The sequence below is a fragment of the Agrobacterium tumefaciens genome, from assembly GCF_031801495.1.
GTDB lineage: Bacteria > Pseudomonadota > Alphaproteobacteria > Rhizobiales > Rhizobiaceae > Agrobacterium > Agrobacterium tumefaciens_K.
In genome coordinates this window covers 2,385,390-2,409,249 of the sequence record NZ_JAOEGC010000002.1, presented here as the reverse complement: position 1 = coordinate 2,409,249, position 23,860 = coordinate 2,385,390, and the positions used below count along the sequence as shown (strand labels likewise).

Here is a 23,860-nt window from a genome sequence, read left to right as displayed (position 1 = left end):
ACAGGTCAGCCCCAAAGTGTTTTGACGACCTTTTCAGGCCATTTCTTCACGTCGAGGCCGTGGTGTGCGAACAACGCAAGTGCAATACGCTCAAGGCCGAAGCCGACGCATGCCGTATGGGCCACATCGCCATTGTCGAGGTTCAGACCCCATTTCTGGCCGAAGGCGTCTTGGTGATAGTTGAAGCTCATGCACGCCGTCGGATTGGTGCTGGATGTCACCGGGATCAGAAGCTCGAATTTCAGGTTCTGGTCGCGCTGATTGTTGGCAAGCATCTTGCCCGCACGGCCAAAGAACGGATCGTTTGCCACGTCGATGGTCACATCAAGGCCGACGGCTTCCATCATCTTCACGCCGCGATCCATCCATGTCTGTCGGAACTCGGTCACGTTCGTCTCGGTGCCCATGCAAACATATTCCCGCATGCGGAACAGCTGCTGGCGGGCCGGATCCTTCGATGGTTCATGGCGGAAGCAGTAGGACTGAATATCGTAAAGACCGCCGCCCGGCGGCAGGTTGCCACGCTTCGCAATCGTCGGGTAAAGCGGATAGCAGGCCGCAGGCGTTAGCACGATATCGGTCGCCCTCTGCTCGGTCGTCCAGTCGCCGCCTTCATCCATGGTCTTCAGCAGGCTGACATGATCAAGTTCACAGCCGCAGAAGGAGTGAACCGTGCCTGCAAGCTGCGGAAAGCTCTTCATGTAAGCGCTTTTTTCGAAATATGCGCGGTTGATGCCGGGCGGGAAGCGGATGGCTTCGGCGCCATCGGGGCCGCCGGTGCGATCGATCAACCGCTCGAATGCCGCAATGACATCCTCGAACTGGCCGCTACGCCCATAGAGGCCGTCCACGCCCGTTTCGATCAGCAAGCCCTCTTCGAACAGTCGATCAATAAAGGATGTCTGCATATCCATGATGTTATCCCAAGAGGCTGGTGTCCTGCCTGTGAACCAGCAGGAGATTGGCGGAATTGCCGAGAATTCGGTCGTTGGAAATCATCAGGCGTGCGGAATGCGCGTCACGCAGGTGCCGCCCGAGGCTATAGGGCGTACCGTTCTTGTAACCCATGATGCCGCAGATCAGCATCGCATGATCGATGATTTCGAGAATTGATTCCGATGAGCAGATCTTCACATTGTTCATGGCGACGGCAAAGGCCATGGACATAAGCTTCTCCGGATCGCTCTTCGTGTCGTTGTAGGCCTTGATGCCGGCGATGATGTTGGATTTCACCACCTGCAGTTTGGTGGAGACTTCTGCAAGGCGGATTGCGCCGGGCGGGGCGGTACCCGGTGATTTGCGAGCTGCGGCGCGAACGAAGGACTGGGCGCGCAGAACCGCGTCCGAAGCAATCCCGTACCAAACCGCGCTCCACAGCAGATGCGATGTTGCCAGCATGGACTGTGCCGCGATCTCGGCGAAGGGTTTCGGAAACACCTGGGCCGATGGCGCCTTGCCGCGGAAAAGGAAACCATCCGAGCAGGTGCCGCGCATGCCGAGCGTATCCCAGACATGGGTTTTCTCAAGCGTGTACTGGTCTTTCAGGAACACCGTCATGACCTGATCGGTGGGAACTGCGTCCGCATGCGACCGCGAGGTAATGAGAATGGCGTCGGCGTCGCTACCGTAGGAAATTACGGTTGCATCCTTTTCCAGCTGGCAGATATCGCCCTGGATATCGATGGCGCAGATGGAGTTGCGGAGATTGCCGCCAATGCCACCTTCTGTCGTTGCAGATCCGAGAAGAAGCTGTTCACCCGCGACGCGGCGCATGAAAGCCGCGTGCCAGGCGCTTTCCTCACCATGCTCCACGAGGCTGGACAGCTTGATGTGATGCATGGCGAAAATCATCGCCGTTGCGGAGCAGGCCTGACCAAGACGAACGCAGATATCGGCGATCTCCAGAAGGGAGGCGCTTTCGCCGCCGAGGGGTTCAGGCACCTGAACCCCTAAAAGTCGCTCCTGCCGCAGTGCGCCGACGGCCTCATGGGGAAACCGCCCGGCGTTGTCCACGTCATCGGCATGTTTTGCGGCAATTGCCGCCACCCGGCCCGCACGCGCGGACAGAGCTTCATCTATCGGCGCGACGGTCACGTTCATCAGGCGGCCTCTTTCCCGTCGAGAATGAGTTTCACAGTATCTTCGATCGCCCTGATGCTGGCGAAAGATTTGCGGTTCAGCAGGTTGTCCGGAAACTCGATGTCGAAGGCTTCTTCAATGCCGAGCATCAGCTGCACCGATGCGAAGGATGATAGCCCTGCCGCATAAAGATCCGCGTCATCGGCAATCGTGTCGACAGGGGTGGGCAGCTGGCCAAACTTGGCCAGTATTTCACGAATAGTCGCGTTCATCTGGACGTGTCTCCCATGAGGTCATATTAGAGGCTTTGAATGTTATGGTTACATTCCAAACGATAACATTCAACTAAACCGTTAGGTTAACTGCAACTAACAGCAGCATGCGACAATCCATCGATGCTGCCAAGCGCTGATATCGCTCCTTGACAAAAGGAGGGATGTGCCTTTTCCTTCGACCATTCACCAGGGGTGTCCCGTCAAGGGGCTGAGATTCTGCTGTAACGCGCAGTGACCCGTTGAACCTGATCCAGTTCATACTGGCGTAGGGACGGTGCAAAGACCGCAGGTATGCTGACGTCTGACGTTCATGCATTGCCCTGCGGTATTTTCCATCATTCCGGCTCGAACTGGGTCTCCACTGTCAAACTTTGGAGCCTCATGATGAATATCGTTGCCAAGACAATTCCCCCGACCGTCACAACAGGACCGTTGCCAGCCTCCACGAAAATCTACAGGCACGGCATATTGCACCCGGATATCCGCGTTCCGATGCGGGACATCGCCGTTCATCCAACCGCGGGCGAGCCGCCGGTGACGGTCTACGATTCTTCCGGACTCTACACCGATCCCGCACATGTAGTCGGAATAGAACTCGGACTTCCGCGCCAGCGGCGCGACTGGATTCTGGTGCGTGGCGATGCCGATGTTTACGAAGGCCGTCACGTCAGGCCGGAAGATAACGGCTTTGCGACCGGCGAGCGCCTGACTCCCGAGTTTCCGGTGCGTCACCAACCGCTTCGTGCAAAGCAAGGCAAGGCGGTGACGCAACTTGCCTATGCACGCGCCGGCATCATCACGCCGGAAATGGAGTTCATCGCCATTCGCGAAAATCTCGGGCGCGAGGCGGCGAAGGAAAAGCTCGTCCGTGATGGCGAAAGTTTTGGCGCGCATATTCCCGATCACGTTACGGCCGAGTTCGTTCGTCAGGAAGTTGCGGCTGGCAGGGCGATCATTCCCGCCAACATCAATCATCCGGAACTGGAGCCGATGATCATCGGCCGGAATTTTCTGGTGAAGATCAATGCCAATATCGGCAACTCGGCGGTAACGTCGTCCATGGCCGAGGAGGTCGAGAAGATGGTATGGGCGATCCGCTGGGGCGCCGATACCGTCATGGACCTTTCGACCGGGCGCAACATTCATAATATCCGCGAGTGGATCATCCGTAATTCGCCGGTGCCGATCGGTACTGTGCCGCTCTATCAGGCACTCGAGAAGGTCAACGGCATTGCCGAGGATCTCACCTGGGAAGTTTTCCGCGATACGTTGATCGAGCAGGCGGAGCAGGGTGTCGATTATTTCACAATCCACGCTGGCGTGCGGCTTCACTACATACCACTCACCGTCAACCGCGTGACGGGTATCGTCTCGCGCGGTGGTTCGATCATGGCCAAGTGGTGTCTGCATCATCACAAGGAGAGCTTCCTCTACGAGCATTTCGAGGAGATCTGCGATATCTGCCGGGCCTATGACGTTTCGTTTTCGCTGGGGGATGGCCTGCGTCCCGGCTCGATAGCCGATGCCAATGACGCGGCGCAGTTCGCGGAGCTGGAAACGCTGGGTGAGCTGACGCAGATCGCCTGGGCCAAGGATTGCCAGGTCATGATCGAAGGCCCGGGGCATGTGCCGATGCACAAGATCAAGGAAAACATGGACAAGCAGCTTGCCGTCTGCGGTGAGGCGCCATTCTATACGCTCGGGCCGCTGACCACGGATATCGCGCCAGGTTACGATCACATTACCTCCGGCATCGGTGCGGCCATGATCGGCTGGTTTGGCACGGCAATGCTCTGCTACGTCACGCCGAAGGAGCATCTTGGCCTGCCGGATCGCGATGACGTGAAAACCGGCGTCATCACCTATAAGATCGCCGCCCATGCTGCGGATCTCGCAAAGGGACATCCGGCGGCACAGGTACGGGATGATGCGCTGTCCCGCGCCCGCTTCGAATTCCGATGGGAAGATCAGTTCAATCTCTCGCTCGATCCCGATACGGCCCGTTCGTTTCATGACCAGACATTGCCGAAGGAGGCGCACAAGGTCGCGCATTTCTGCTCGATGTGCGGGCCGAAATTCTGCTCGATGCGGATTTCACACGATATCCGCTCCGAGGCGCAGAAAGAGGGGTTGGAGGCCATGGCCGCCAAGTTTCAGGAGGGTGGCGAACTGTATCTGCCTCTCAGCCAACCAGCCGGAGAATAGGGGATGCGTGTTCTGGTCAGAGGAACGGGCGTCGTTGGTTTGACGGTGGCGCTCGAATTTTGCCGCGGCGGTGCGGTGGTGGAGGTTGTGGACCTCGCCGCCGAACCGTTTCGCGGTGCTTCCTGGTTTGCGGGCGGAATGCTGGCACCCTGGTGCGAACGCGAGAGCGCGGAGGAAGCCGTGCTGACGCTCGGCCAATCCGCACTCGACTGGTGGGAACAGGCGACGCCGGGGCTTGTCGTCAGGCAAGGTACTCTGGTCGTCGCACCTGGCCGCGACAGGGCCGAGCTTTCGCGTTTTGCATCGAGAACGAGCGGTTACAGGTGGGTGGACGAGGATGGGATCGCGGCTCTTGAACCCGATCTCGCGGGACGATTCCGTTCCGGGCTTTATTTCCCGGATGAAGGTCATCTCGATCCCCGGCGTGCATTGAAGGCGCTTTACGCGCGTCTTCAGGCAATCGGCGTTGTTTTTCATCATGATGGTCTTGCGGTGGATGAAAACGTGTTCGACCGGGTGATCGATTGCGCCGGTCATGCCAGGATCGGGGCGCTTTCCCGGCTGCGCGGCGTGCGTGGTGAGATGCTTTATCTTTCAATGCCCGAGGTTTCACTTTCCCGGCCGGTTCGTCTGCTGCATCCGCGCATACCGCTCTACATCGTGCCGCGGGAACCGGGCCGCTTCATGCTCGGTGCGACGATGATCGAATCGGACGATGCCGGGCCGATCTCGGCGCGCTCGATGATGGAGTTCCTGAACGCCGCATATTCCATCCATCCGGCCTTTGGAGAGGCGCAGATCCTTGAAATAGGAACAGGCGTTCGCCCTGCGTTTCCAGACAATCTGCCAAGAGTGATCGAGGACAGTAGGACCGTCTTCATGAATGGCGCGCATCGGCACGGCTTTCTTCTCTCACCGGCGATGGCGCAGGAAGCAGCGCGGATCGTCTTCAACAACGCATCTGAAAAAGGACATGGATCATGAAACTTCTAGTGAATGGCGACGAGCTTGATTTCGTTGCTGATACGCTGGCCGCACTGCTTGCCAGCCTCGATTATGAGGGGGAATGGCTCGCAACGGCGGTCAATGGCGATCTGGTGCATGTGGAGGATCGCGCCGGTTTTCAATTGAAGGATTCCGATCGTATCGAAATTCTTTCCCCTATGCAGGGAGGTTGATAACATGCTGACGCTTTATGATCGCGCGGTCAGTTCCCGCCTGTTGCTCGGTACGGCACGATATCCGTCTCCCGCCGTGCTGGAAGACGCCATGCGGGCAAGCGGCACGGAAATACTGACGGTTTCGTTGCGCCGGGAAACGGCAGGTGGGAAAAAAGGTGGCCAGTTTTTCGAGCTGCTGCATGGCCTCGGCTGTCACATTCTGCCCAATACGGCTGGTTGCCATAGCGCCAAAGAGGCGGTTCTGACCGCGAAGATGGCGCGTGAGGTGTTCCGAACCAACTGGATCAAGCTGGAGGTCATCGGCCATCACGACACCTTGCAGCCAGACGTATTTGGGCTGGTGGAGGCTGCGAGGCTTCTCAGCGATGAAGGTTTTGAGGTTTTTCCCTATACGACCGATGATCTGGTTGTGGCCGAAAAACTGCTGGATGCTGGCTGCAAGGTCTTGATGCCATGGTGCGCGCCGATCGGTAGCGCCATGGGGCCACTCAATATCACGGCACTAAAATCGATGCGGGCACGCTTTCCCGATGTTCCGCTGATCGTCGATGCTGGCATAGGGCGTCCATCGCATGCAATGACCGTGATGGAACTTGGTTATGACGCCGTGCTACTGAATACGGCGGTGGCGTGTGCGGGCGACCCGGTACTCATGGCGCGGGCCTTTGCAAACGGCATTGCCGCCGGTCATGACGCCTTTCGCGCCGGGCCGCTCGAACCACGGGATATGGCGGTGCCTTCGACGCCTGTGATCGGTACGGCGGTCTTTTCCTGAAGTTGCTCTCCTGTGTCGCCGCGTTTAGCGTTGACACCGTATCGATGCGGCGGGATACCGACAGAAAAGAGGGGCAACGAGGCGGTATGCACAATCTTCTGACGGACATCGGTGGAGTTTCGGTTGGAAACGTCACGGATCTTCAACTCGGCTCCGGCGTTACCGCCATCGTTTTCAACAAAGCTGTCGTTGCGTCGGGAAGCGTTCTGGGTGGTGCGCCCGGTGGCCGGGACACGGCCTTGCTCGATCCCGCCATGACGGTGGAAACCGTCGATGCGTTGGTGCTTTCCGGCGGCTCTGCGTTCGGACTGGATGCGGCAGGTGGCGTTCAGGCGGGCCTACGCGAAATCGGGCGCGGCCTGCAGGTTGGAACGACGCTGGTGCCGATCGTGCCGCAGGCGATCCTCATGGACCTGTTGAATGGCGGGAACAAGGACTGGGGGCTGCATTCGCCCTATCGTGACATGGGCTATGCAGCTTTCAAGGCGGCGGCGGCCGGACCTTTCGAGCTTGGAACGGTGGGTGCCGGTACAGGTGCGACGACCGCGACGTTCAAGGGTGGTCTGGGCTCGGCCAGTGCCATCAGTTCCGGCGGTTACAGGGTCGCGGCCATCGTTGTGGTCAATGCGCTCGGTTCGGTGACTGTTGGCGAGAGCCGTCATTTCTGGTCTGCACCATTCGAGACGGCAGGTGAATTCGGGGATTTCGGATATCCTTCGCAATTCACCGCTCAAGATACCGCGCTGCGTTTGAAGGGCGTGAACCTGACAGCAACGACGATCGGTGCCGTTGTGACAGATGCGGTGCTGACGAAGGCGCAGGCGCATCGCCTGTCGATCATGGCGCATGACGGTCTGGCCAGGGCGGTTCTGCCGGCTCATCTGCCGAGCGATGGGGATACGATGTTTGCTGCGGCAACAGGCGAAAAACCGCTGGAAGCCGGTGTTCATTTTGCTGAACTCTGCCATCTTGCGACGATAACCATGGCGCGTGCTGTGGCGCGGGGTGTTTACGAAGCGACTGCCTTGCCCGTGGAGGGTGCCCAGAGAGCGTTCCGCGACACTCATGTTGGGAGTGGCGTTCGATGACCGGTCCGGCAGAACCATTAAAGCCAGTTCTTCGTATAGATTTTCCGCCCGGCGAGCGGCTTGGGCATGGACGGATCGAGCTGATGGAACTGATCGTCGAGACGGGTTCGATCTCTGCTGCCGGGCGGGCGATGGATATGTCCTACCGCCGTGCCTGGCTTCTGGTGGATGCCCTCAACCATATGTTCCGCGAACCCGTGATCGAATCGCAGCGCGGCGGCAAGCAGGGCGGTGGCGCGGCGCTGACACCCTTCGGTGTCGAGTTGCTGGAACGATATCGCAGGATGGAGGCACGCATGAACGACGCCTTGCGTGTTGATCTCGACTGGCTGGAAGCAAACCGAAGCCCGGAAGTGTGGCATGCCGTCAATAAGGATCGAGAGCCGCCGACTTTATGATGGCGTGGACCGGTTTTCCCGGTTCAAGATGCAGTCGCTCACGGGACAGGTCGGTGATGCGTGACTGGATGATGTTACCACCACAATCCACCTGAACCGTTACCATGCCATCTGCCGACGGCGATATCTCCGCGACCGTGCCTTCCAGAATGTTAAGCGCACTCAGGCCTTCCGGTTTCACGGTTGCCAGCATGACGTCACGTGCCGGAATCAGAACGCGTACAGGCGTTCCTGCCGTCACCCTTCTTGCCGGGACGTGAATCAGTAAGCCGGACAGGCGCACGGCGGCGAGGCTGTGGCGTTCGTCAAAGCTCTCCAGGTGGCCGGAGACGATGCTCCCCGCTTCTCGTTTTTCAAGGTGAACGCTGAGTGCGGGGCGCGAGAGGACGTCAGCGGCTTTGCCCTGCGTTTCGACTTTCCCGTCCTTTATCACCACGATGGTGTCTGAGAGGCGCGCGACTTCCTGAATGGAATGGCTGACATAGACGATCGGGATTTTCATCTCGTCGCGCAGTCTCTCGAGGTAGGGAATGATCTCTGCTTTGCGGGCTTCGTCCAGCGAGGCCAGCGGCTCATCCATCAGCAGCAGGCGCGGCGAAGACAGAAGTGCGCGTCCGATGGCGACCCTTTGTTTCTCGCCACCGGAAAGTTTGTTCGGCTGGCGCTTTAAAAGGTGGCCGATGCCGAGCATCTCGAGGATGTGGTTATCATCCTTTCCTGTCAGGCTGTCGGTTGATAACCGCTTTCCATAATTCAGGTTCTGCGAGACGCTCAGGTGAGGGAACAGCCGGGCCTCCTGAAACACATATCCGAACCGGCGCTTGTGGACCGGCACGAACACCCCTTTTTCACTGTTTGTCAGTACTTCGCCATCCAGCGAAACCTGTCCTTCCTCTGGTCGCATAAGGCCCGCGATAATACGGATCATCGAGGTTTTTCCGGAGCCGGAGCGTCCGAAAAGGGCGGTGACGCGGCTCTGTGATGTGAAGGATGCATCGAGTGCGAAGGTGCCGAGGCGGTGGCGAACCGAAACAGCGAGTGTCATTCCACGCTCACCTTTTTTCCAATGATGCGGGCCAGAAACTCGGAAACGAGCAATGCCAGCATGGAAATGACGACAGAGACGATGGTGAGCCGCAACGCACCGGTATCTCCACCCGGTACCTGCGTGAACGTATAGATGGCGGCGGAGAGCGTTTGTGTTTCTCCGGGAATGTTCGAAACGAAGGTGATCGTTGCACCGAATTCACCCATCGCCTTGGCAAAGGCGAGGATCATGCCTGCGATAATGCCGGGCAGAATAAGCGGCAAGGTGACTGTCAGAAACACGCGTAACGGGCTGGCGCCAAGTGTCGCAGCCGCTTCTTCCAGTTTTCCGTCCACCGCCTCGATGGACAGTCTGATGGAGCGTACCAGCAGGGGAAACCCCATGACGGCGCAAGCAAGTGCTGCCCCAGTCCAGCGAAACGAAAAAACGATCCCGAAGTACTCATCGAGAAACTGGCCGATTGCTCCCCTGCGACCGAAGAGGATGAGAAGCAGAAAGCCGGTAACAACGGGAGGAAGAATAAGTGGCAGGTGGACGATGCCGTTCAGGATGGACTTTCCCCAGAAGCGTCCGCGCGCAAGGGCCAACGCGATCAGAATTCCAGGCGGCAGGCTGGCGAACATGGCAACGACCGACACCTTCAGGCTGAGCCTGATCGCGGTCCATTCTTCCGGGCTGAGCGTCCACCAATTCAAATGCGTATCCTGTCATCATGCATGTCTGTGGCCTCCCTGCCGAAGGCCACGATGATGAATCTTACTTCAGAACGGTAAAGCCTTGCTTTTCGAAGAAGGGCGTGGCTTTGGCGGACTTCAGGAATTCCAGATAGGATTTCGCTGCCGGTGACCTTGCTTCCGACAGGATGGCGACCGGGTAGATGATCGGGGGATGGCTGTCTTCCGGGAAGGTGCCGACGATCTCAACACCCGGATCGGCTGCGGCGTCGGTTGCATAGACGATGCCATAGGGCGCTTCACCACGCGAAACGAGCAGCAACGCGGCGCGTACGCTCTCTGCCCCCGCGACCTTATTTTCCACCGAGGCCCAGATGCCGAGTTTTTCCAGCGCGGCCTTGCCGTATTTGCCGGCGGGAACGGAATCGACGGCGCCCATGGCCAGACGGCCATCGCCCACCAGACCGGCGAGATCGAAGCCCTGACCGATTTCAACCGGCTTGGCCTTGTCTGCCGGGGCGACCAGCACGATGCGGTTGCCGAGAAGATTGGAGCGGGTCGCGGTGTCGATCAGCTTCTTGTCGGCAACGTAATCCATCCATGCCAGGTCGGCGGAAATGAAGACATCGGCAGGCGCGCCTGTCTCGATCTGCTTGGCAAGTGCGGAGCTTGCCGCATAGGAAACGGTCGCCTCGTTGCCGCTTTCCTTCGCCCATTCGGCATTGATGGCGTCGAGGGCGTTTTTCATGCTCGCAGCGGCAAAAACCGTGACTTTTTCCGAGGCATGGACAGGCAGAGCCGCAAAAGATGCAGCCACGAATATGGATGTGGCAGCAGCAACGCTTCTCAAGAAATTACGGCGCGGAAGCTTCATGATCATTCCCCGGTATCGAGATGTTTTTGCGAATATAACGCTAGCGGTACATCGCCATCATTATATTTTCAAGAATATATCGATGCGTCGAGAAAAAGCCGCCGTAAAGGCGGCAGCTTGTCGCAGGAAGCTTTTCAGAAACGCTCGCCCGCGAAATGGGCGAGTTGCGCGCCTGCTTCGTAATAGCTTTCCTTCAGCGTACGGAATGATTGGGCTTTGGGGTCGGTTACCGGAAGCGGCAGTTGGTCTTCGGAAACTTCACCCAGAACGTGGCGGGCGATGGTCTTACCGAAGACTGTGCCGGGCGCGATACCCCTGCCGTTATAGCCCGAAAAACCGACGACCTTTTCCGCGAACTTGTGGAAGCGCGGTAGCGCATCGTCCGTCATGCCGATCTGCCCGTACCACTCGCATTCGAATTCGACGTCACCGAGTTGCGGGAAAAGCCGTTTCAGCGATCGTCTCGCCCAGTTCCTGTGAACGGTCGCGCCGGTGCCGCGCAAGGCGCCGACACTGCCGAACACCAGCCTGCCAGCCTTGTCCATGCGGAATGACGATAGAATTTCTTTCGTATCCCAGCAGCCTTGCCTGTTCGGCAGGATGCTCTTTTGCAGATTGTCGCTCAGCGGTCTGGTGGCGAAGTTGAAGTATGGCAGATAGACCTGCTCTTCACGAACGATCTTCCATGGCCCGATGCTGTATGCTTCGGTCGCGACGATGATCCACTCGGCGGATACAGAGCCTTGCGGTGTTTTCACCGTCCATCCGCTTCCATTCCGATCGGCCGCAACAACCGGGCTATCGGTGAAGAGCCTCGCGCCCGCCTTCGTGGCGGCATCTGCCAGACCGCGAACATAGGCCAGCGGCTGGAGCGTACCGGCGCGAGTGTCGAGAAGTGCGCCGGAATAGGCGGTGCTGCCGATCCGTTTCGCTGTTTCCGCAGCATCCAGAACTCTGACGGGCGCGCCGCGTGCAGCCCATTGTTCGCATCGTGCCTGAATTTCAGCCAGCCCTTTTTCACCGACCGCGCAGTGCAATGTACCGTTCTTCTCCATTTCGCAGGGGATGCCGTGTTTTTCAATAAGGTCGCGAACGACCAGTGGCGCATCTCCCAGCAGGTTGAGGAGGCGTTCCCCGTAAACAGATCCCAGCACGACCGGTAATTCCTTTGGCATCACCCACATGCCGCCGTTTATCAGGCCGACATTTCGGCCAGCCCCGCCAAAGCCGATCTGTCTGGCTTCGAGAAGAACGACGTTCACGCCTTTTTCGGCCAGGTGAAGCGCTGCCGATTGGCCCGTAAAGCCACCGCCGACGATCACAACATCGGCCTGTATCTCGTCCGTCAGGGCTGTGGTTGCCGGAGGCTGCGGCGCGGTCTTTTCCCATAGACCGTGCGAGCGTGGGTCATCATACATCGTTCCACCATTTTTCCGGGCTGTTCATGTTTATTGCATATGAGTGATAAGCCCTTGTTACGCAGACTTTACAGTCGCCTCTGCATGGTGAATATCAACATATCGTCAAGAGTTCATTCCTTGAGGGAATATGGTTCTTCCGCCGCGCCGATTCTTACCATCCCTGTCGCTTCTGGCGGCATTTGAAGCCGCATCGCGCATCGGCAGCGTTTCGGCTGCGGCGCGGGAGCTTGGATTGACCCAGGGCGCCGTCAGCCGTCAGATCCTGGCGCTGGAAGAGCAGCTGGGCGTCGCGCTTTTTGTGCGGGAACGGCAGACGATCCGGCTGACACGGGCAGGCGAGGGATATGCGCGCGAAATCCGCGAAGCGTTGCGCCGTGTTTCCACCGCATCGCTCAATCTGCGTGCCAATCCGGATGGCGGTACGCTTAATCTGGCGGTTCTGCCCAGTTTCGGCACGCGCTGGCTGGTGCCGCGTCTTCCCGATTTCATTGCAGCCTATCCCGGCATATCGGTCAATCTGCTGACGCGATCCTCCCTCTTCGACTTCCGGACCGAAACGGTCGATGCAGCCATTCATTTCGGCCTGCCGCATTGGCCGGGCGCGGAACTGGTGTTGCTCATGCACGAAACGGTCGTCCCGGTGTGCAGTCCCGATTTCAAGGCAAGGCATCAGCTTGTGCATCCCGCCGACGTTTTGAACGTACCGCTGCTGCATATGACCACCCGGCCGGATGCATGGGAAAAATGGTTCCGAAGCCGTGCGGTTATGTTTGATAATCTGCACGGCATGCTTTTCGATCAGTTTACGACGATTGCGGAGGCGGCCTGCGTCGGCGTCGGCGCAGCGCTCATTCCTTCGTTCATGATCGAGGAGGAGCTAAGAACGGGAAAACTCGTCAGCGCGGTTTCGGGCGCGCTGGAGAGCGACGAAGCCTATTATCTCGCCTGTATGTCGGAGCGTGCGGGTTATCCGCCGCTGGAAAGTTTCCGCCAGTGGATTGTGACGGAGGCAGGCAAGGGCAGGCGAGGCAACGCCACCGGGTAGCCCGAAAGGTAATGGGTCTTGCAAGACGAATGCGGGTGCGCCAATAGTGCGGCATGCCTATGGTGCCAAGCCATATTATTGCGAATCCAACCGCGGGAGACGTTCGTGAAGCCCATTTTCGTTCAGCTTCAATGTGAACCCGGCAAGACCTATGATGTCGCCGATGCCATCTACAAAACGGAACTCGTGTCCGAGCTCTATTCGACGAGCGGCGAGTACGATCTGTTGCTGAAAATCTATCTGGGTCCGGAAGAGGATGTCGGCAAGTTCATCAACCAGAACATCATCAATATTCCGGGTATCGTGCGCTCCTTGACCACCCTGACGTTTACCGCGTTCTGAAGTTGAGCCACACTCATGAATTGAAAAGCGCGCCTTCGATATCACTATCGGGCGCGCTTTTGTTTTCGTGATCGCTTTCAGGTTCCGGGAAAATGCTTCCCATCAAGCGACTGCGGCGAGGTTCCGGTCACGGACGAGATTACGGATTGCAATCCGCACGTCGTCGGCGCTGTCGAACTTCTGCTCGTCCAGATCGTGGACGTGGAACTTGACCGCGATAAACTTCAGCCGGTTGTTGTCCGGAATAACGATGCCGACGGGTTCGCCAGCGAATTCAATAACTTGCTTCTCCATAATACACTCCCGCTGTGGCTATGACTCACAGCATGTTGTCGAACTGAATTTCAGATAATTGAGACGGTTACGTCACATTCGACAGCAGCGGGAACATGTGGATTTAAATCCACCATCCCGGGATTCAAGACCAAGGATTGCGACGATGCGCGGATATTTCGACATGACACACTCCCTGTGTTGGTGTTGACCCGGAATATCAGGAGACTCGTTCTCCAGTTCAAAAGACAAATAGTCCGGATCAGCGTTAGAATCAATACATATTGTTATAGGTAGAATATTTTTCTGTATGATGACAGGATGGGGGCGGAAATGTGAAATTTTTGTTTCCGCATGTGCGCTGTTTCAAAAGCCCCGGATTATGGGCTTTTGACAGGCTTTTTAATCGTTCTGTATATCCCGGGGCGGGTAAATATGAACGTTTCCGTTGAAATCTGAAACGGAGTAGCAACCCTCGGACGTTTTCCGTGCCGCATTCTCGCCGATAACGGCTTTGCCGTATCCCCCTGGGATATCCAGAACATAGGTCGGCTGGCAGAGCCCGGAGATTCGTCCGCGCAGCGCCGAAACGATTCGCTGTCCTTCGTCGATCTCCAGCCGGAAGTGGCTTGTGCCGGGTGCGAGATCCGGATGGTGGAGATAATAGGGCTTGATGCGGTTTTCGACAAAGGCGCGCATAAGGTCTGCGAGTACGGCAGGATCGTCGTTGATGCCCCGCAGCAATACCGTCTGGCTCACCATGGCTATTCCGGCATCGATTAGACGAGCGCAGGCTGCGCGGGCCGTATCCGTCAATTCACGCGAGTGGTTGGCGTGAAGGGCGACATAGGTGGTTTTGCTACTGGCTTTCAGCGCATCGATCAGTGCGGCATCAATGCGATCCGGGTCGACCACGGGTACGCGTGTGTGGAAGCGGACGATTTTGACATGCGGAATTTCACGCAGCCGCTGCATTAGGCTGGCGAGCCTGCGTGGCGATAAGACGAGCGGATCACCGCCCGTCAGGATGACTTCCCATATTTCCGGATGCGATTTGATGTAGTCGAACGCGGCATCTAGTTCGTCCGCGCTCATCGTTCCTTCGCCCTGTGGACCAACGGCTTCGCGGCGGAAGCAGAAGCGGCAATAGACGGGGCAGACGTGGACGGCCTTCAGCAACACCCGATCAGGATATCGATGGACGATACCGTGGACAGGGCTGTGGGTCCTGTCACCAATCGGATCGTTCCGTTCTTCCGGCAGCTGCAAAAGCTCGGCTTCGGTTGGGACAAACTGCAGGGCAATCGGATCGGCCGGATCATGCGGGTTCGCAAGTTGCGCGATAGTCGGTGTGATCGCCAGCGCATAACGCTCGGTAACGGCACGCAGGCGTTCAAGCGCGCCGGCGTCGATCAGTCCAGCTTCGAGAAGGGCTTCGGGTGTCTTTATCGTTTCGGCCCTGGTCATCGCCCGTATTCCGCAACGGGTGCCCACATGACGAGATCGATACGAGGAGCCCCCGTCGCCAGCATGACGAGCCGGTCGAAGCCGAGCGCTATGCCGCTTGCTGGTGGCATGATTTCCAGTGCGGCCAGAAAATCCTCGTCCAGTGGATAGGTTTCACCATACACCCGCTGCTTTTCCTTCATCTCCGTCTCGAACCGGCGTCGCTGCTCATCCGCATCCGTCAGTTCCCCGAAGGCGTTGGCAAGTTCAACACCGCAGGCATAAAGCTCGAAGCGTTCTGCAACGCGGGTATCGGCTGGCGACTTGCGTGCCAGAGCCGCTTCGCTCGTCGGATATTCATCCAGAATAGTGGCGCGACCGAAGCCGAGTTCCGGCTCCACCCGTTCGACAATCACCCGGCTGAACATATCCGCCCATGTGTCATCGTCAGCGACGCGGATTCCGGCGTTGGTGAGGCTTGCCGACAGATGCCGGGCGTCGGTTTCGCCATTCCTGCTGATGGTCGAAAGCAAGTCGATGCCCGCATATCGTCCGAAGGCTTCGGCCACACTCAGACGTTCCGGCGCAAGGAACGGATCGACGCTGCGGCCGCGATAGGTGAAGGTTTTCGTCTTTGCAGTCTCTGCGGCGATCGCCAGAAGCTCTGCACTGTCCTTCATCAGCGTTTCATATGTCTCTCCGGACCGATACCACTCCAGCATGGTGAATTCCGGGTGGTGGAGCGGGCCGCGTTCGCGGTTTCGATAAACATGTGCAAAGCAGGAGATGCGTTTTTCGCCAGCTGCCAGCAGTTTCTTGCAGGCAAATTCCGGCGAGGTGTGCAGATAAAGCGTCGCCTCATCGCCAGCCGTTGTGATGCCGCGGGTTGCGAAGGCATGAAGATGTGCTTCGTTGCCCGGTGAAATCTGCAGGGTTGCGGTGTCGACCTCGAGGAAGTCGTGGCTGGAAAAATAACTACGGAATGCAGACTGGATCGCGTTTCGCCCTATAAGGAAAGGGCGGCGGTCCGCATGCACATCGGGCCTCCACCAGGACGATACTTTCTCGTTGCTTGAACCCATGGTTTCGTCTTCTTTCCGTCTTTCCAGCGGCGGTGTTACGGAGTTTACCTCCGGAAAGCATCCAATCTTGCCATTTAAAACAGGTCCGGACGGAAAAGCGCTAGGCACTCTTCCCGGAATTGCTGTAGAAGGCTGGCAATTCGCACGGATTTAAGGTAGTTGCGCCCCAGAAAAAAGACAAAACGTCTACCGGGTCGGTGCAGCCGCGCAGTCCTTTACGACGCATTTCATCGAGTTACAAGGAAGTCATATGGTCAAGGTTATCGCCTCATCCGTCCGCAAGGGCAATGTTCTTGAAGTGGAGGGCAAGCTCTACGTCGTTCTCACTGCCAATAACTTCCACCCCGGCAAGGGCACGCCTGTTACGCAGGTCGACATGCGCCGCATCGTTGACGGCGTGAAGGTTTCCGAGCGCTGGCGCACCACCGAGCAGGTCGAGCGCGCCTTCGTTGAAGACCTGAACTTCCAGTTCCTTTATGAAGACGGCGAAGGCTTCCACTTCATGAACCCGGAAAACTACGATCAGGTGGTTGTGGACGTAGACACGATGGGCGACCAGAAGGCCTACCTTCAGGAAGGTATGACCTGCGTGCTTTCCATCCATGAAGGCATTCCGCTGGCTGTCGAACTGCCGCGCCACGTCACGCTCGAAATCATGGAAACCGAGCCGGTCGTTAAGGGCCAGACGGCTTCTTCCTCGTACAAGCCGGCCATTCTTTCGAACGGCATCCGTACGATGGTCCCGCCGCATATCGATGCCGGCATCCGCGTCGTGATCGCGACGGAAGACAATTCCTACGTCGAGCGCGCCAAGAACTGATCGGATCGATGATCCGAAAAGCAAAAAGCACCGGGTGACCGGTGCTTTTTTATGGCTGTGTTTGCGGTCTCGCACCGCGTCCGGCTCCTCCGGGACCATCAGGCGGTCTACTGCATTTTCGCGGGTAGTCTCGCAGCGCGCTTTGACTGGATTTACGCCACGGCATAAAAAAAGCCCGCGCTCAGCGCGGGCTTTATCATTTCATGCTCAAGGGCTGTTACATGCCCTTCGCAACAGTCTGCGTTTCGGTCGCCTTCTTTGGTGCCGTCTGGCCGTAGGCATAGCCACCGCCGAGAGCAACGCTGAGGGACACGTAGTCCTGCGCGGTCTGCTGAACGGCCTGTGCAAGGCTTGCCTGCGCAGTGGAAACCTGACGCTGAGCGTCGAGAACGTCGAGCAGCGAAGATGCACCGTCACGATAGCTTGCGGTGGAGAGCTGCAGGGCCTCCTGATAGGAGGCAACCGTCTTGCGCAGCGCATCCGCCGTCCGCTGGTCGCGGTTGATGGCAGCCAGTGCGTTTTCCACTTCTTCGACAGCGTTCAGAACCGTCGCCTTCCAGACGAGGTACTGTTCGCGTGCCTGGGAATTCGCGAGGTCGATGTTGGAGCGAATTGTTCCGCCATCGAGAATCGGCAGAACGATGCTCGGGCCGAACGACCAGCTGTTTGCCGATCCCCTGCCGCCGCCGCTGATGAAGTTATAGCTTGGGGTGATCGCGCCGCCGAGCTCGATGCTCGGGTAAAGGCGGGATTCAGCAACGCCGATGGTGGCAACCGCAGCAGCGAGTTCGCGTTCGGCCGCACGGATGTCCGGACGGTTACGAATGAGGTCGGCCGGAATGCCAGTGCGCGGAATGCTACGAGCGACCGGCTGGCGGGAACCCTTCTGAAGTTCAGACAGCAGCGACGAGGCAGGCAGGCCTAGCAGGGTGGCGATGCGGTGAGCCGAGCGACGGAAGTTCGTCTCAAGTCCCGGAATTTCGGACAGCGTCGAGTTGACGAGACCTTCGGACTGCACGACGTCGAGGCGCGACGCGGCGCCTGCTTCGAGCTGCAGCTTGGTGAGGTCAAGCGTTTCACGGCGAGAACCGAGGTTCTGCTTGGCGATTGCGATACGCTCCTGATAGTAGCGCGCATCGATATAGGCTGCTGCGACGGCAGAAATCAGCGTCAGGCGCTGCGTATCGACGTTGGAATAGGCGGCGTCGAGCGAGGCGTTGGCGCTTTCCTTGGCGCGGCGGTACTGACCGAAGAGGTCGAGCAGCCAGGAAACGCTCAGGCCGCCCGAAGATGCGTTCGTGACAGGTACATCCCGATAGCTGCCCTTTGTCTGGCTCGTCGTGTGCTGACCGCTTGCCGTCAGGCTCGGAAGCGAACCCGCTCCGGCAGCAACGACATTCGCCTCTGCCTGGTTGATGCGTTCGAGCGCCTGAAGGACGGTGAGGTTCTGTGCGAGGCCGGTTGAAACGTAACCATTCAGACGGCTGTCATTGAAAGCTGTCCACCAGGCTACGCTGCTGATATCGCCGTTACTTGTTTTTCCGCCTTCCGCATATTTGCCGGGAAGCTGAATTTCCGGGGTCTTGTGGTCTGGGCCGACAACGCAGCCAGACAGCAAGAGCATTGTCAGAGGAATGGTAGCACGAATAGACAGCATATAATTTTCCCAATTCTCCGGTTGGCCCACCGAACGCAACTTCACGACCAGGCGGACCAGGCCGCCGAAATGCCGCAGAAATGCGCATCTGCCAAATCAGCAACATTTCTAGCAGCGTATTTACGATTGGCACAGCCCATTTTTGGTTTGTTAACGCCTTGAAAGGCGACGAATGATGACGAAAAACGACGGGACGAAGAAAATTCCGAGGAGTGTTGCAGAAAGCATACCACCCAGAACCCCGATACCGATTGCATTTTGTGCGGATGATCCCGCTCCGGTTGCAATCGCAAGGGGCACAACTCCGAGGATGAATGCCAGTGAGGTCATGATAATCGGACGCAGGCGAAGCTTTGCGGCCTCCAGAGTTGCTTCCAGCAGACTGAGCCCGTGCTCCTGCCTCTCCTTCGCAAACTCCACGATCAGGATCGCGTTTTTCGCCGCGAGACCGATCGTCGTCAGCAGACCGACCTTGAAGTAAACGTCGTTCGATTGCGCGAAGAAATGTGCGGCTGCCAATGCGCCCAGCACGCCGACCGGCACAGCCATGATGACCGAGAACGGAATCGACCAGCTTTCATAAAGAGCTGCAAGGCAAAGGAAGACGATCAAGACCGACAGCGCGTATAGCATCGGAGCCTGCGAGCCTGAAAGGCGTTCCTGATAGGAGATGCCCTGCCATGCGACGGTGTATCCACCCGGCAGACTTGCCGTGAGACGCTCCATTTCGTTCATCGCGTCACCGGAGGCGACGCCGGGACCGGCCGTACCTTCGAGAGAGATGGCGCCCGTGCCGTTGAAACGCGCGAGTGTGGGCGGCGCATTGATCCAGGTGACTTCGCTGAAGGAGGAGAACGGTACCATCTCGCCGTTCGTGTTGCGGGCATACCAGTATTTCAGGTCGTCCGGTTGCATGCGATAGGGTGCGTCGCCCTGGACGTAGACAGGCTTCAACTCCCCGTTCAGCGTGAAATCGTTGACGTCGCGTCCGGCGAAGATCGTCGACAGCATGAGGTTCACAGACGCAAGATCGACGCCCATGGCTCCCATTTTTTCCTGATCGAGAATGATCTTCATCTGCGATTCGTTGTCACGGCTGTTGCTTCGAAGCGAACTGACGTTGGGATTGCCGTTTGTCAGCTGAATAAGTTCCTTCGAGGCTGCCGTAAGGGCATCGGTTCCGTTGCGTCCGCTATCGACGAGATACATCGAAAAGCCGCTGGATGTGCCCATGCCCTGAATGGCAGGGGGCAGAAGCGGGAACACCTGCGCGTCGCGGAACGTGAAGAACGTTCCCATCGCCCGCTGAACGATCGCGGCGGCATGCTGGTCAGGTGCCGTACGCTCCGAGAAGTCCTTGAGCTTGGTGAAGACCATGGCGTTGTTCTGGCCGGAGCCCGTGAAGCTGAAGCCCAGCACGCCGAAAACGGATTCGACGTTGTTGCCTTCCTTTTCACGGAAGTAGGCTTCCACCTGCTTAACCACCTCGTTGGTCCGCTCGATATTCGAACCCGTCGGTGTCTGCACGATTGTCAGCAGAACGCCCTGGTCTTCCTGCGGCAGGAAGGAGCTTGGCAGGCGGGTGAAGAACCAGGCGCAGCCGCCGATGACCACGAGGAAGAGAATCGTGACACGTAGCGGACGTTTCAGGAGGTAGCCGATGGACGAGACGTAACCATCGGTGGTTTTTCCAAAGCCGCGGTTGAACCAGGCACCGGGACCACGCTGCTTTTTGTGATGATCGATCGGCTTCAGCATGGTGGCGCAAAGCGCCGGTGTCAGAACGATGGCGACTACGGCCGAAAGAAGCATCGCGGATACAATGGTGACCGAAAACTGACGATAGATGATACCTGTCGAGCCACCGAAAAACGCCATCGGAATGAAGACGGCGGTCAGTACGAGTGCGATACCGACGATGGCGCCGGTAATTTCACCCATCGACTTTTCCGTCGCCTCAACCGGTGAAAGACCTTCTTCCGACATGATGCGTTCGACGTTCTCGACAACGACGATGGCGTCGTCCACGAGGAGGCCGATGGCCAGCACCATGGCGAACATGGTGAGCGTGTTGATCGAATACCCCGTCAGCGCAAGGACGCCAAAAGTTCCAAGCAGAACGACAGGCACCGCGATCATCGGGATAAAGGTCGCCCTGAGGTTCTGAAGGAAGACGAGAAGAACGACGAATACGAGAATGATCGCTTCGATCAGTGTGTGTACCACCTTCTCAATCGATAGCTTCACGAAGGGCGTCGTGTCGTAGGGATATTCAATGGCGACACCCTCCGGAAGAGAGCCTTCGACCCTTGTCAGAGCATCCTTGACGCGGGCTGCCGTATCGAGCGCATTCGCTCCCGTCGCGAGATTGACCGCGAAACCTGCTGCGGGACGGCTATTGGAGCGGGAGTCGCCACCATAGCTTTCCTGGCCGATCTCGATGCGCGCCACATCACTGAGGCGGACGGTGGCGCCGTCTTTCTCAACTTTGAGGATGACGGATTCGAAATCTGCCACAGTCGTCAGCTGACTCTGTGCCGTGACGGTAACGTTCAGCTGCTGGCCTTGGGTCGCGGGCAGCGCGCCGAGCGAACCCACCGAAACCTGCGTGTTCTGGCTCTCGATCGCGCTTGTCACGTCTGCGGTGGTAAGCTGGTACTTGTTGAGCTTGAACGGATCCAGCCAGATGCGCATGGCATATTCTGAGCCGAACACATTGATGCTGCCGACACCTTCGAGCCGCTTGATCTGGTCTTCGATGCGTGAGGAAAAGACGTCGCCGAGGTCGGCCGAATTTCTCTTGCCATCGGTAGAGATAAGCGCACCCACCATCAGAATGCTCGATGTGGAGCGGCTGACCTGAATGCCCTGCTGCTGTACGGTGTCTGGCAATTGCGACTGGACGAGCTGCAGCTTGTTCTGCACCTGAACCTGGGCGATATCCGGCAGGATGCTGTTACCAAACGTCAGCGTGACTTCCGCACTGCCCGTGGAGGAGGACGATGTCATATAGGTGAGATCATCAAGCCCGGTCATGCCGTCCTCGATGATCGTCGTCACAGATTTCTCGACGGTTTCCGCGCTCGCGCCGTTATAGGTGGCGCTGACACGAACGGTTGTCGGTGCAATATCGGGATATTGCGAAATCGAAAGCGTCGCGATCGCCAAGACGCCACCAAGCATGATGACGATGGCGATAACCCATGCGAAAACAGGGCGCCGGATAAAGAAGTGGGCCATGGCAGTCCTTGCCTTATCTTTTTCGAGCTTCGAACAGAGGTTTCCTGCTCATGCTTATTTCGAGGGAGCGGCAGCCGGCTGTGCCGGCGGTACGACAATGCCCCTGTCGTCGATTGTTACTTCAACCGGTGCCACCGATGCGCCGTCCGCGATCCATTGGAATCCATCGACGATCAGCTTGTCGCCGTCCTTGATGTTTTCCGTAACGAGCCAGGCGTTGCCGGATTGTCTGCTGGATGGGAAAGTACGCGTTTCCACCTTGTTGTCAGCGCTCACGAACTTTGCCGTCAGTTCACCGCTGGCATTGCGGTTCGCGGCGCGCTGCGGGATCAGGTAACCCTTTTCCTTGCCAATGGTCAGCGTTGCCCTGACATATGTGCCCGGAAGGATCAGATCGTCCGGATTATCGAAAAGTGCGCGAATCGAGAATGTTCCCGTTGTTTCACTGACGGCCATGTCGGACATGTCGATCTTGCCGCCATGTTTGTACTCGGTACCGTCCTCAAGCGTGAGATGAATGCCGGTTGCACCTGTATCGCCGCCCAACTGGCCGGATGCGACCGCGTTTTTCAGGCGCAGAAGATTGGCGCTCGACTCCATCAGATCGATGTAGATCGGATCGATCCGGCGCAAGGTGGTAAGTGCGCTCGTCTGGTTGGCCGTGACGACATTACCGATGCTGAAGGCCGTGGCTGTCGTTATGCCATCGAAGGGTGCGCGGACCTTGGTCAGATCGAGATTGATTTCTGCGGTTTCCAGGGCAGCTTTTGCCTGCGCCACATCCGCCTCGGCCTGAAGCAGCGTTACCTTGGCGTTTTCGTATTCGATCTGTGTCGCACCGCTGTTTACCAGACGCTCGTAACGCGTCAGGTTTGCCTGCGCGCTCGGAACGCCGGCTTCCGCCTTTGCAACGGTTGCCTTGGCCTGCGCGACTTCTGCCAGATACGTGTCATCATCAATCTGGTATAGGATATCACCCTGTTTGACCTCGCTGCCTTCCTTGAAAGGAATTTCGCGAATGATGCCTGTAACACGCGGACGGATATCGGCAGTCTGGAAGGCGCTGGCGCGGCCGGGCAAGACTGTCGTCAGCGGGTATTCGCTGACTTTCATCGGAACCACGCTGACGGGAGACGGCGGGCGTTCGGTGGCTGCGGCCTGATCGCTCTGGCTGCTGTCGCTGCATCCGGCAAGAACTGCGGTCATGCACAGAGAAGCAAAAATCGGTAAAGTACGTCGGCTCATGTTTCTTCCCCGAGTGTCGGTCGAACTCGATTTCCTGCCTTGCATCGCCATCATACGGATAGGGAAACGAAACAGGTTCACCAGCTGCTTGACCTTATTGTGTTTCCGCCCGATGCGCCTTGCTTATAGAAGCGCAGGCTTGGTGGCTTCGCAAGCGATTGCGATGAAGGTGACGTAAATTGAGAATCGTCACTTAGCAAGCGGATTACGCAAACCCGCATCAATCAATCTGACGAGTTCATCGCAACGTGTTGCCAAATTGTCGATATCTTCCCGCGCAATAAGCACGGGATGGATGACGCTCGTGAGAGCGTGAAGAACCGTTTCTGGTTGCATCGAGAGTTCTGCGATGGGGTAGATGCCGTCGGCCACGCCATCTTGAATGATTTCAGCGAGCCTGCTGGTAATCACAGTTTTGTAGTAGTCGCCGCACTTCAGATCCTGCTTGGCTGTCAGCAGGATCATTTCGAGTATGTAGGGATTGTCATTCAGATCCTGATGGTGTTTCGACATCAGTGTCCGTGCAAGGTGCCGAAGCCTCTCAACAGGCGGATAGCTCTTGTCGAGCAGATGAATTTCCCGCTCGAAAAGGCCGATCTGTTCCAGCGCTATCGCATCGACCAGCGCATTCCTGGAGCTGAAATGCTTGAAGACATTGGCGGGCGACATGCAGAGGGCGGCGGCAATATCGG

General features: G+C 57.9%; 23 protein-coding genes and 1 riboswitch (1 of these 24 running past the window's edge). Of the genes, 9 read left to right on the top strand and 14 right to left on the bottom strand.

The window, feature by feature from the left end; all coding sequences use genetic code 11:
- Window positions 1–5: 5 nt before the first annotated feature.
- From N7578_RS21075 to N7578_RS21065, 3 genes are read right to left on the bottom strand one after another with little or no spacing between them, the layout of a single operon-like run.
- Entirely contained in the window at window positions 6–914 is a 909-nt protein-coding gene (locus N7578_RS21075; protein ID WP_311112166.1) for an amino acid--[acyl-carrier-protein] ligase, read from the bottom strand.
- A 4-nt stretch (window positions 915–918) separates the two neighbouring features.
- Window positions 919–2,100, bottom strand: a complete 1,182-nt coding sequence (locus N7578_RS21070) for an acyl-CoA dehydrogenase family protein (RefSeq protein ID WP_311112165.1) — start codon at window positions 2,098–2,100, stop codon at window positions 919–921.
- Window positions 2,100–2,351 (bottom strand): acyl carrier protein, encoded by a 252-nt coding sequence (locus tag N7578_RS21065; protein ID WP_311112164.1) that lies wholly within the window; start codon window positions 2,349–2,351, stop codon window positions 2,100–2,102. The genes N7578_RS21070 and N7578_RS21065 overlap by 1 nt, the downstream gene beginning before the upstream one ends.
- Before the next feature lie 181 nt (window positions 2,352–2,532).
- Window positions 2,533–2,644: riboswitch (TPP riboswitch) on the top strand.
- Window positions 2,645–2,738: 94 nt separating this feature from the next.
- Between N7578_RS21065 and thiC the strand changes: the two genes are divergently transcribed.
- The 6 genes from thiC to N7578_RS21035 all read left to right on the top strand — a co-directional run bounded on the left by thiC (window position 2,739) and on the right by N7578_RS21035 (window position 8,001).
- Window positions 2,739–4,559, top strand: coding sequence for a phosphomethylpyrimidine synthase ThiC (gene thiC / locus N7578_RS21060; RefSeq protein ID WP_311112163.1), 1,821 nt, complete (start codon window positions 2,739–2,741; stop codon window positions 4,557–4,559).
- 3 nt (window positions 4,560–4,562) lie between these two features.
- Entirely contained in the window at window positions 4,563–5,543 is a 981-nt protein-coding gene (thiO, locus tag N7578_RS21055) for a glycine oxidase ThiO (protein WP_422646718.1), read from the top strand.
- Entirely contained in the window at window positions 5,540–5,737 is a 198-nt protein-coding gene (thiS, locus tag N7578_RS21050) for a sulfur carrier protein ThiS (RefSeq protein WP_311112162.1), read from the top strand. The genes thiO and thiS overlap by 4 nt, the downstream gene beginning before the upstream one ends.
- 4 nt (window positions 5,738–5,741) lie before the next feature.
- Window positions 5,742–6,515, top strand: coding sequence for a thiazole synthase (locus tag N7578_RS21045; RefSeq protein WP_311112161.1), 774 nt, complete (start codon window positions 5,742–5,744; stop codon window positions 6,513–6,515).
- Between the two features lie 86 nt (window positions 6,516–6,601).
- Complete coding sequence (locus N7578_RS21040) at window positions 6,602–7,603, top strand: P1 family peptidase (RefSeq protein ID WP_311112160.1); 1,002 nt, start codon at window positions 6,602–6,604, stop codon at window positions 7,601–7,603.
- Entirely contained in the window at window positions 7,600–8,001 is a 402-nt protein-coding gene (locus N7578_RS21035) for a winged helix-turn-helix domain-containing protein (RefSeq protein ID WP_311112159.1), read from the top strand. The genes N7578_RS21040 and N7578_RS21035 overlap by 4 nt, the downstream gene beginning before the upstream one ends.
- Here N7578_RS21035 and modC read toward each other — a convergent pair.
- From modC to N7578_RS21015, 4 genes are all read right to left on the bottom strand, one after another.
- Window positions 7,970–9,046 carry a molybdenum ABC transporter ATP-binding protein gene (gene modC, locus N7578_RS21030; RefSeq protein WP_311112158.1) on the bottom strand — a complete coding sequence of 359 codons (1,077 nt, stop codon included), beginning with the start codon at window positions 9,044–9,046 and terminating at the stop codon, window positions 7,970–7,972. The two genes, N7578_RS21035 and modC, sit on opposite strands and share 32 nt — an antisense overlap.
- Entirely contained in the window at window positions 9,043–9,744 is a 702-nt protein-coding gene (modB, locus tag N7578_RS21025) for a molybdate ABC transporter permease subunit (RefSeq protein WP_311112157.1), read from the bottom strand. The genes modC and modB overlap by 4 nt, the downstream gene beginning before the upstream one ends.
- Window positions 9,745–9,805: 61 nt before the next feature.
- Window positions 9,806–10,597 (bottom strand): molybdate ABC transporter substrate-binding protein, encoded by a 792-nt coding sequence (modA, locus tag N7578_RS21020; RefSeq protein WP_311112156.1) that lies wholly within the window; start codon window positions 10,595–10,597, stop codon window positions 9,806–9,808.
- Window positions 10,598–10,731: 134 nt separating this feature from the next.
- Window positions 10,732–12,015, bottom strand: coding sequence for an FAD-binding oxidoreductase (locus N7578_RS21015; protein WP_311112155.1), 1,284 nt, complete (start codon window positions 12,013–12,015; stop codon window positions 10,732–10,734).
- Window positions 12,016–12,145: 130 nt separating this feature from the next.
- Between N7578_RS21015 and N7578_RS21010 the strand changes: the two genes are divergently transcribed.
- Both N7578_RS21010 and N7578_RS21005 read left to right on the top strand, forming a co-directional pair.
- Window positions 12,146–13,063, top strand: a complete 918-nt coding sequence (locus tag N7578_RS21010; protein ID WP_311112154.1) for a LysR family transcriptional regulator — start codon at window positions 12,146–12,148, stop codon at window positions 13,061–13,063.
- 105 nt (window positions 13,064–13,168) lie between these two features.
- A complete protein-coding gene (locus N7578_RS21005) occupies window positions 13,169–13,405 on the top strand; it encodes an Lrp/AsnC ligand binding domain-containing protein (RefSeq protein WP_311112153.1) in 237 nt (78 codons plus the stop codon).
- Window positions 13,406–13,507: 102 nt separating this feature from the next.
- On the opposite strand, the gene N7578_RS21000 is transcribed toward N7578_RS21005, so the two are convergent.
- From N7578_RS21000 to epmA, 3 genes are all read right to left on the bottom strand, one after another.
- Window positions 13,508–13,699 carry a hypothetical protein gene (locus N7578_RS21000; protein ID WP_311112152.1) on the bottom strand — a complete coding sequence of 64 codons (192 nt, stop codon included), beginning with the start codon at window positions 13,697–13,699 and terminating at the stop codon, window positions 13,508–13,510.
- Between the two features lie 381 nt (window positions 13,700–14,080).
- Window positions 14,081–15,145, bottom strand: a complete 1,065-nt coding sequence (locus N7578_RS20995; protein WP_311112151.1) for a lysine-2,3-aminomutase-like protein — start codon at window positions 15,143–15,145, stop codon at window positions 14,081–14,083.
- A complete protein-coding gene (gene epmA / locus N7578_RS20990; RefSeq protein WP_311112150.1) occupies window positions 15,142–16,206 on the bottom strand; it encodes an EF-P lysine aminoacylase EpmA in 1,065 nt (354 codons plus the stop codon). Before epmA ends, N7578_RS20995 begins: the two co-directional genes overlap by 4 nt.
- A gap of 250 nt (window positions 16,207–16,456) precedes the next feature.
- Between epmA and efp the strand changes: the two genes are divergently transcribed.
- A complete protein-coding gene (efp, locus tag N7578_RS20985) occupies window positions 16,457–17,026 on the top strand; it encodes an elongation factor P (protein ID WP_311112149.1) in 570 nt (189 codons plus the stop codon).
- 217 nt (window positions 17,027–17,243) lie between these two features.
- Here efp and N7578_RS20980 read toward each other — a convergent pair whose 3' ends face one another.
- The 4 genes from N7578_RS20980 to N7578_RS20965 form a co-directional block, all read right to left on the bottom strand.
- Window positions 17,244–18,683, bottom strand: coding sequence for an efflux transporter outer membrane subunit (locus N7578_RS20980; protein WP_311112148.1), 1,440 nt, complete (start codon window positions 18,681–18,683; stop codon window positions 17,244–17,246).
- Window positions 18,684–18,833: 150 nt separating this feature from the next.
- Window positions 18,834–21,923, bottom strand: coding sequence for an efflux RND transporter permease subunit (locus N7578_RS20975; RefSeq protein ID WP_311112147.1), 3,090 nt, complete (start codon window positions 21,921–21,923; stop codon window positions 18,834–18,836).
- 54 nt (window positions 21,924–21,977) lie between these two features.
- A complete protein-coding gene (locus tag N7578_RS20970; protein WP_311112146.1) occupies window positions 21,978–23,168 on the bottom strand; it encodes an efflux RND transporter periplasmic adaptor subunit in 1,191 nt (396 codons plus the stop codon).
- Window positions 23,169–23,357: 189 nt separating this feature from the next.
- A protein-coding gene (locus N7578_RS20965) for a TetR family transcriptional regulator (RefSeq protein WP_311112145.1) crosses the window boundary here: on the bottom strand, window positions 23,358–23,860 show its 3' portion. The gene runs 157 nt beyond the window's last position; the window shows 503 of its 660 coding nt (coding positions 158–660); its start codon lies beyond the right edge, outside the window — the gene reads right to left on this strand; it ends in the stop codon at window positions 23,358–23,360.

Excerpts from the sequence above, each read along its gene's own strand:
- N7578_RS21075 (WP_311112166.1), bottom strand. The coding sequence starts at position 914 with ATGGATATGCAGACATCCTTTATTGATCGACTGTTCGAAGAGGGCTTG.
- N7578_RS21070 (WP_311112165.1), bottom strand. The coding sequence starts at position 2,100 with ATGAACGTGACCGTCGCGCCGATAGATGAAGCTCTGTCCGCGCGTGCG.
- N7578_RS21065 (WP_311112164.1), bottom strand. The coding sequence starts at position 2,351 with ATGAACGCGACTATTCGTGAAATACTGGCCAAGTTTGGCCAGCTGCCC.
- thiC (WP_311112163.1), top strand. The coding sequence starts at position 2,739 with ATGAATATCGTTGCCAAGACAATTCCCCCGACCGTCACAACAGGACCG.
- thiO (WP_422646718.1), top strand. The coding sequence starts at position 4,563 with ATGCGTGTTCTGGTCAGAGGAACGGGCGTCGTTGGTTTGACGGTGGCG.
- thiS (WP_311112162.1), top strand. The coding sequence starts at position 5,540 with ATGAAACTTCTAGTGAATGGCGACGAGCTTGATTTCGTTGCTGATACG.
- N7578_RS21045 (WP_311112161.1), top strand. The coding sequence starts at position 5,742 with ATGCTGACGCTTTATGATCGCGCGGTCAGTTCCCGCCTGTTGCTCGGT.
- N7578_RS21040 (WP_311112160.1), top strand. The coding sequence starts at position 6,602 with ATGCACAATCTTCTGACGGACATCGGTGGAGTTTCGGTTGGAAACGTC.
- N7578_RS21035 (WP_311112159.1), top strand. The coding sequence starts at position 7,600 with ATGACCGGTCCGGCAGAACCATTAAAGCCAGTTCTTCGTATAGATTTT.
- modC (WP_311112158.1), bottom strand. The coding sequence starts at position 9,046 with ATGACACTCGCTGTTTCGGTTCGCCACCGCCTCGGCACCTTCGCACTC.
- modA (WP_311112156.1), bottom strand. The coding sequence starts at position 10,597 with ATGAAGCTTCCGCGCCGTAATTTCTTGAGAAGCGTTGCTGCTGCCACA.
- N7578_RS21015 (WP_311112155.1), bottom strand. The coding sequence starts at position 12,015 with ATGTATGATGACCCACGCTCGCACGGTCTATGGGAAAAGACCGCGCCG.
- N7578_RS21010 (WP_311112154.1), top strand. The coding sequence starts at position 12,146 with ATGGTTCTTCCGCCGCGCCGATTCTTACCATCCCTGTCGCTTCTGGCG.
- N7578_RS21000 (WP_311112152.1), bottom strand. The coding sequence starts at position 13,699 with ATGGAGAAGCAAGTTATTGAATTCGCTGGCGAACCCGTCGGCATCGTT.
- N7578_RS20995 (WP_311112151.1), bottom strand. The coding sequence starts at position 15,145 with ATGACCAGGGCCGAAACGATAAAGACACCCGAAGCCCTTCTCGAAGCT.
- epmA (WP_311112150.1), bottom strand. The coding sequence starts at position 16,206 with ATGGGTTCAAGCAACGAGAAAGTATCGTCCTGGTGGAGGCCCGATGTG.
- efp (WP_311112149.1), top strand. The coding sequence starts at position 16,457 with ATGGTCAAGGTTATCGCCTCATCCGTCCGCAAGGGCAATGTTCTTGAA.
- N7578_RS20980 (WP_311112148.1), bottom strand. The coding sequence starts at position 18,683 with ATGCTGTCTATTCGTGCTACCATTCCTCTGACAATGCTCTTGCTGTCT.
- N7578_RS20975 (WP_311112147.1), bottom strand. The coding sequence starts at position 21,923 with ATGGCCCACTTCTTTATCCGGCGCCCTGTTTTCGCATGGGTTATCGCC.
- N7578_RS20970 (WP_311112146.1), bottom strand. The coding sequence starts at position 23,168 with ATGAGCCGACGTACTTTACCGATTTTTGCTTCTCTGTGCATGACCGCA.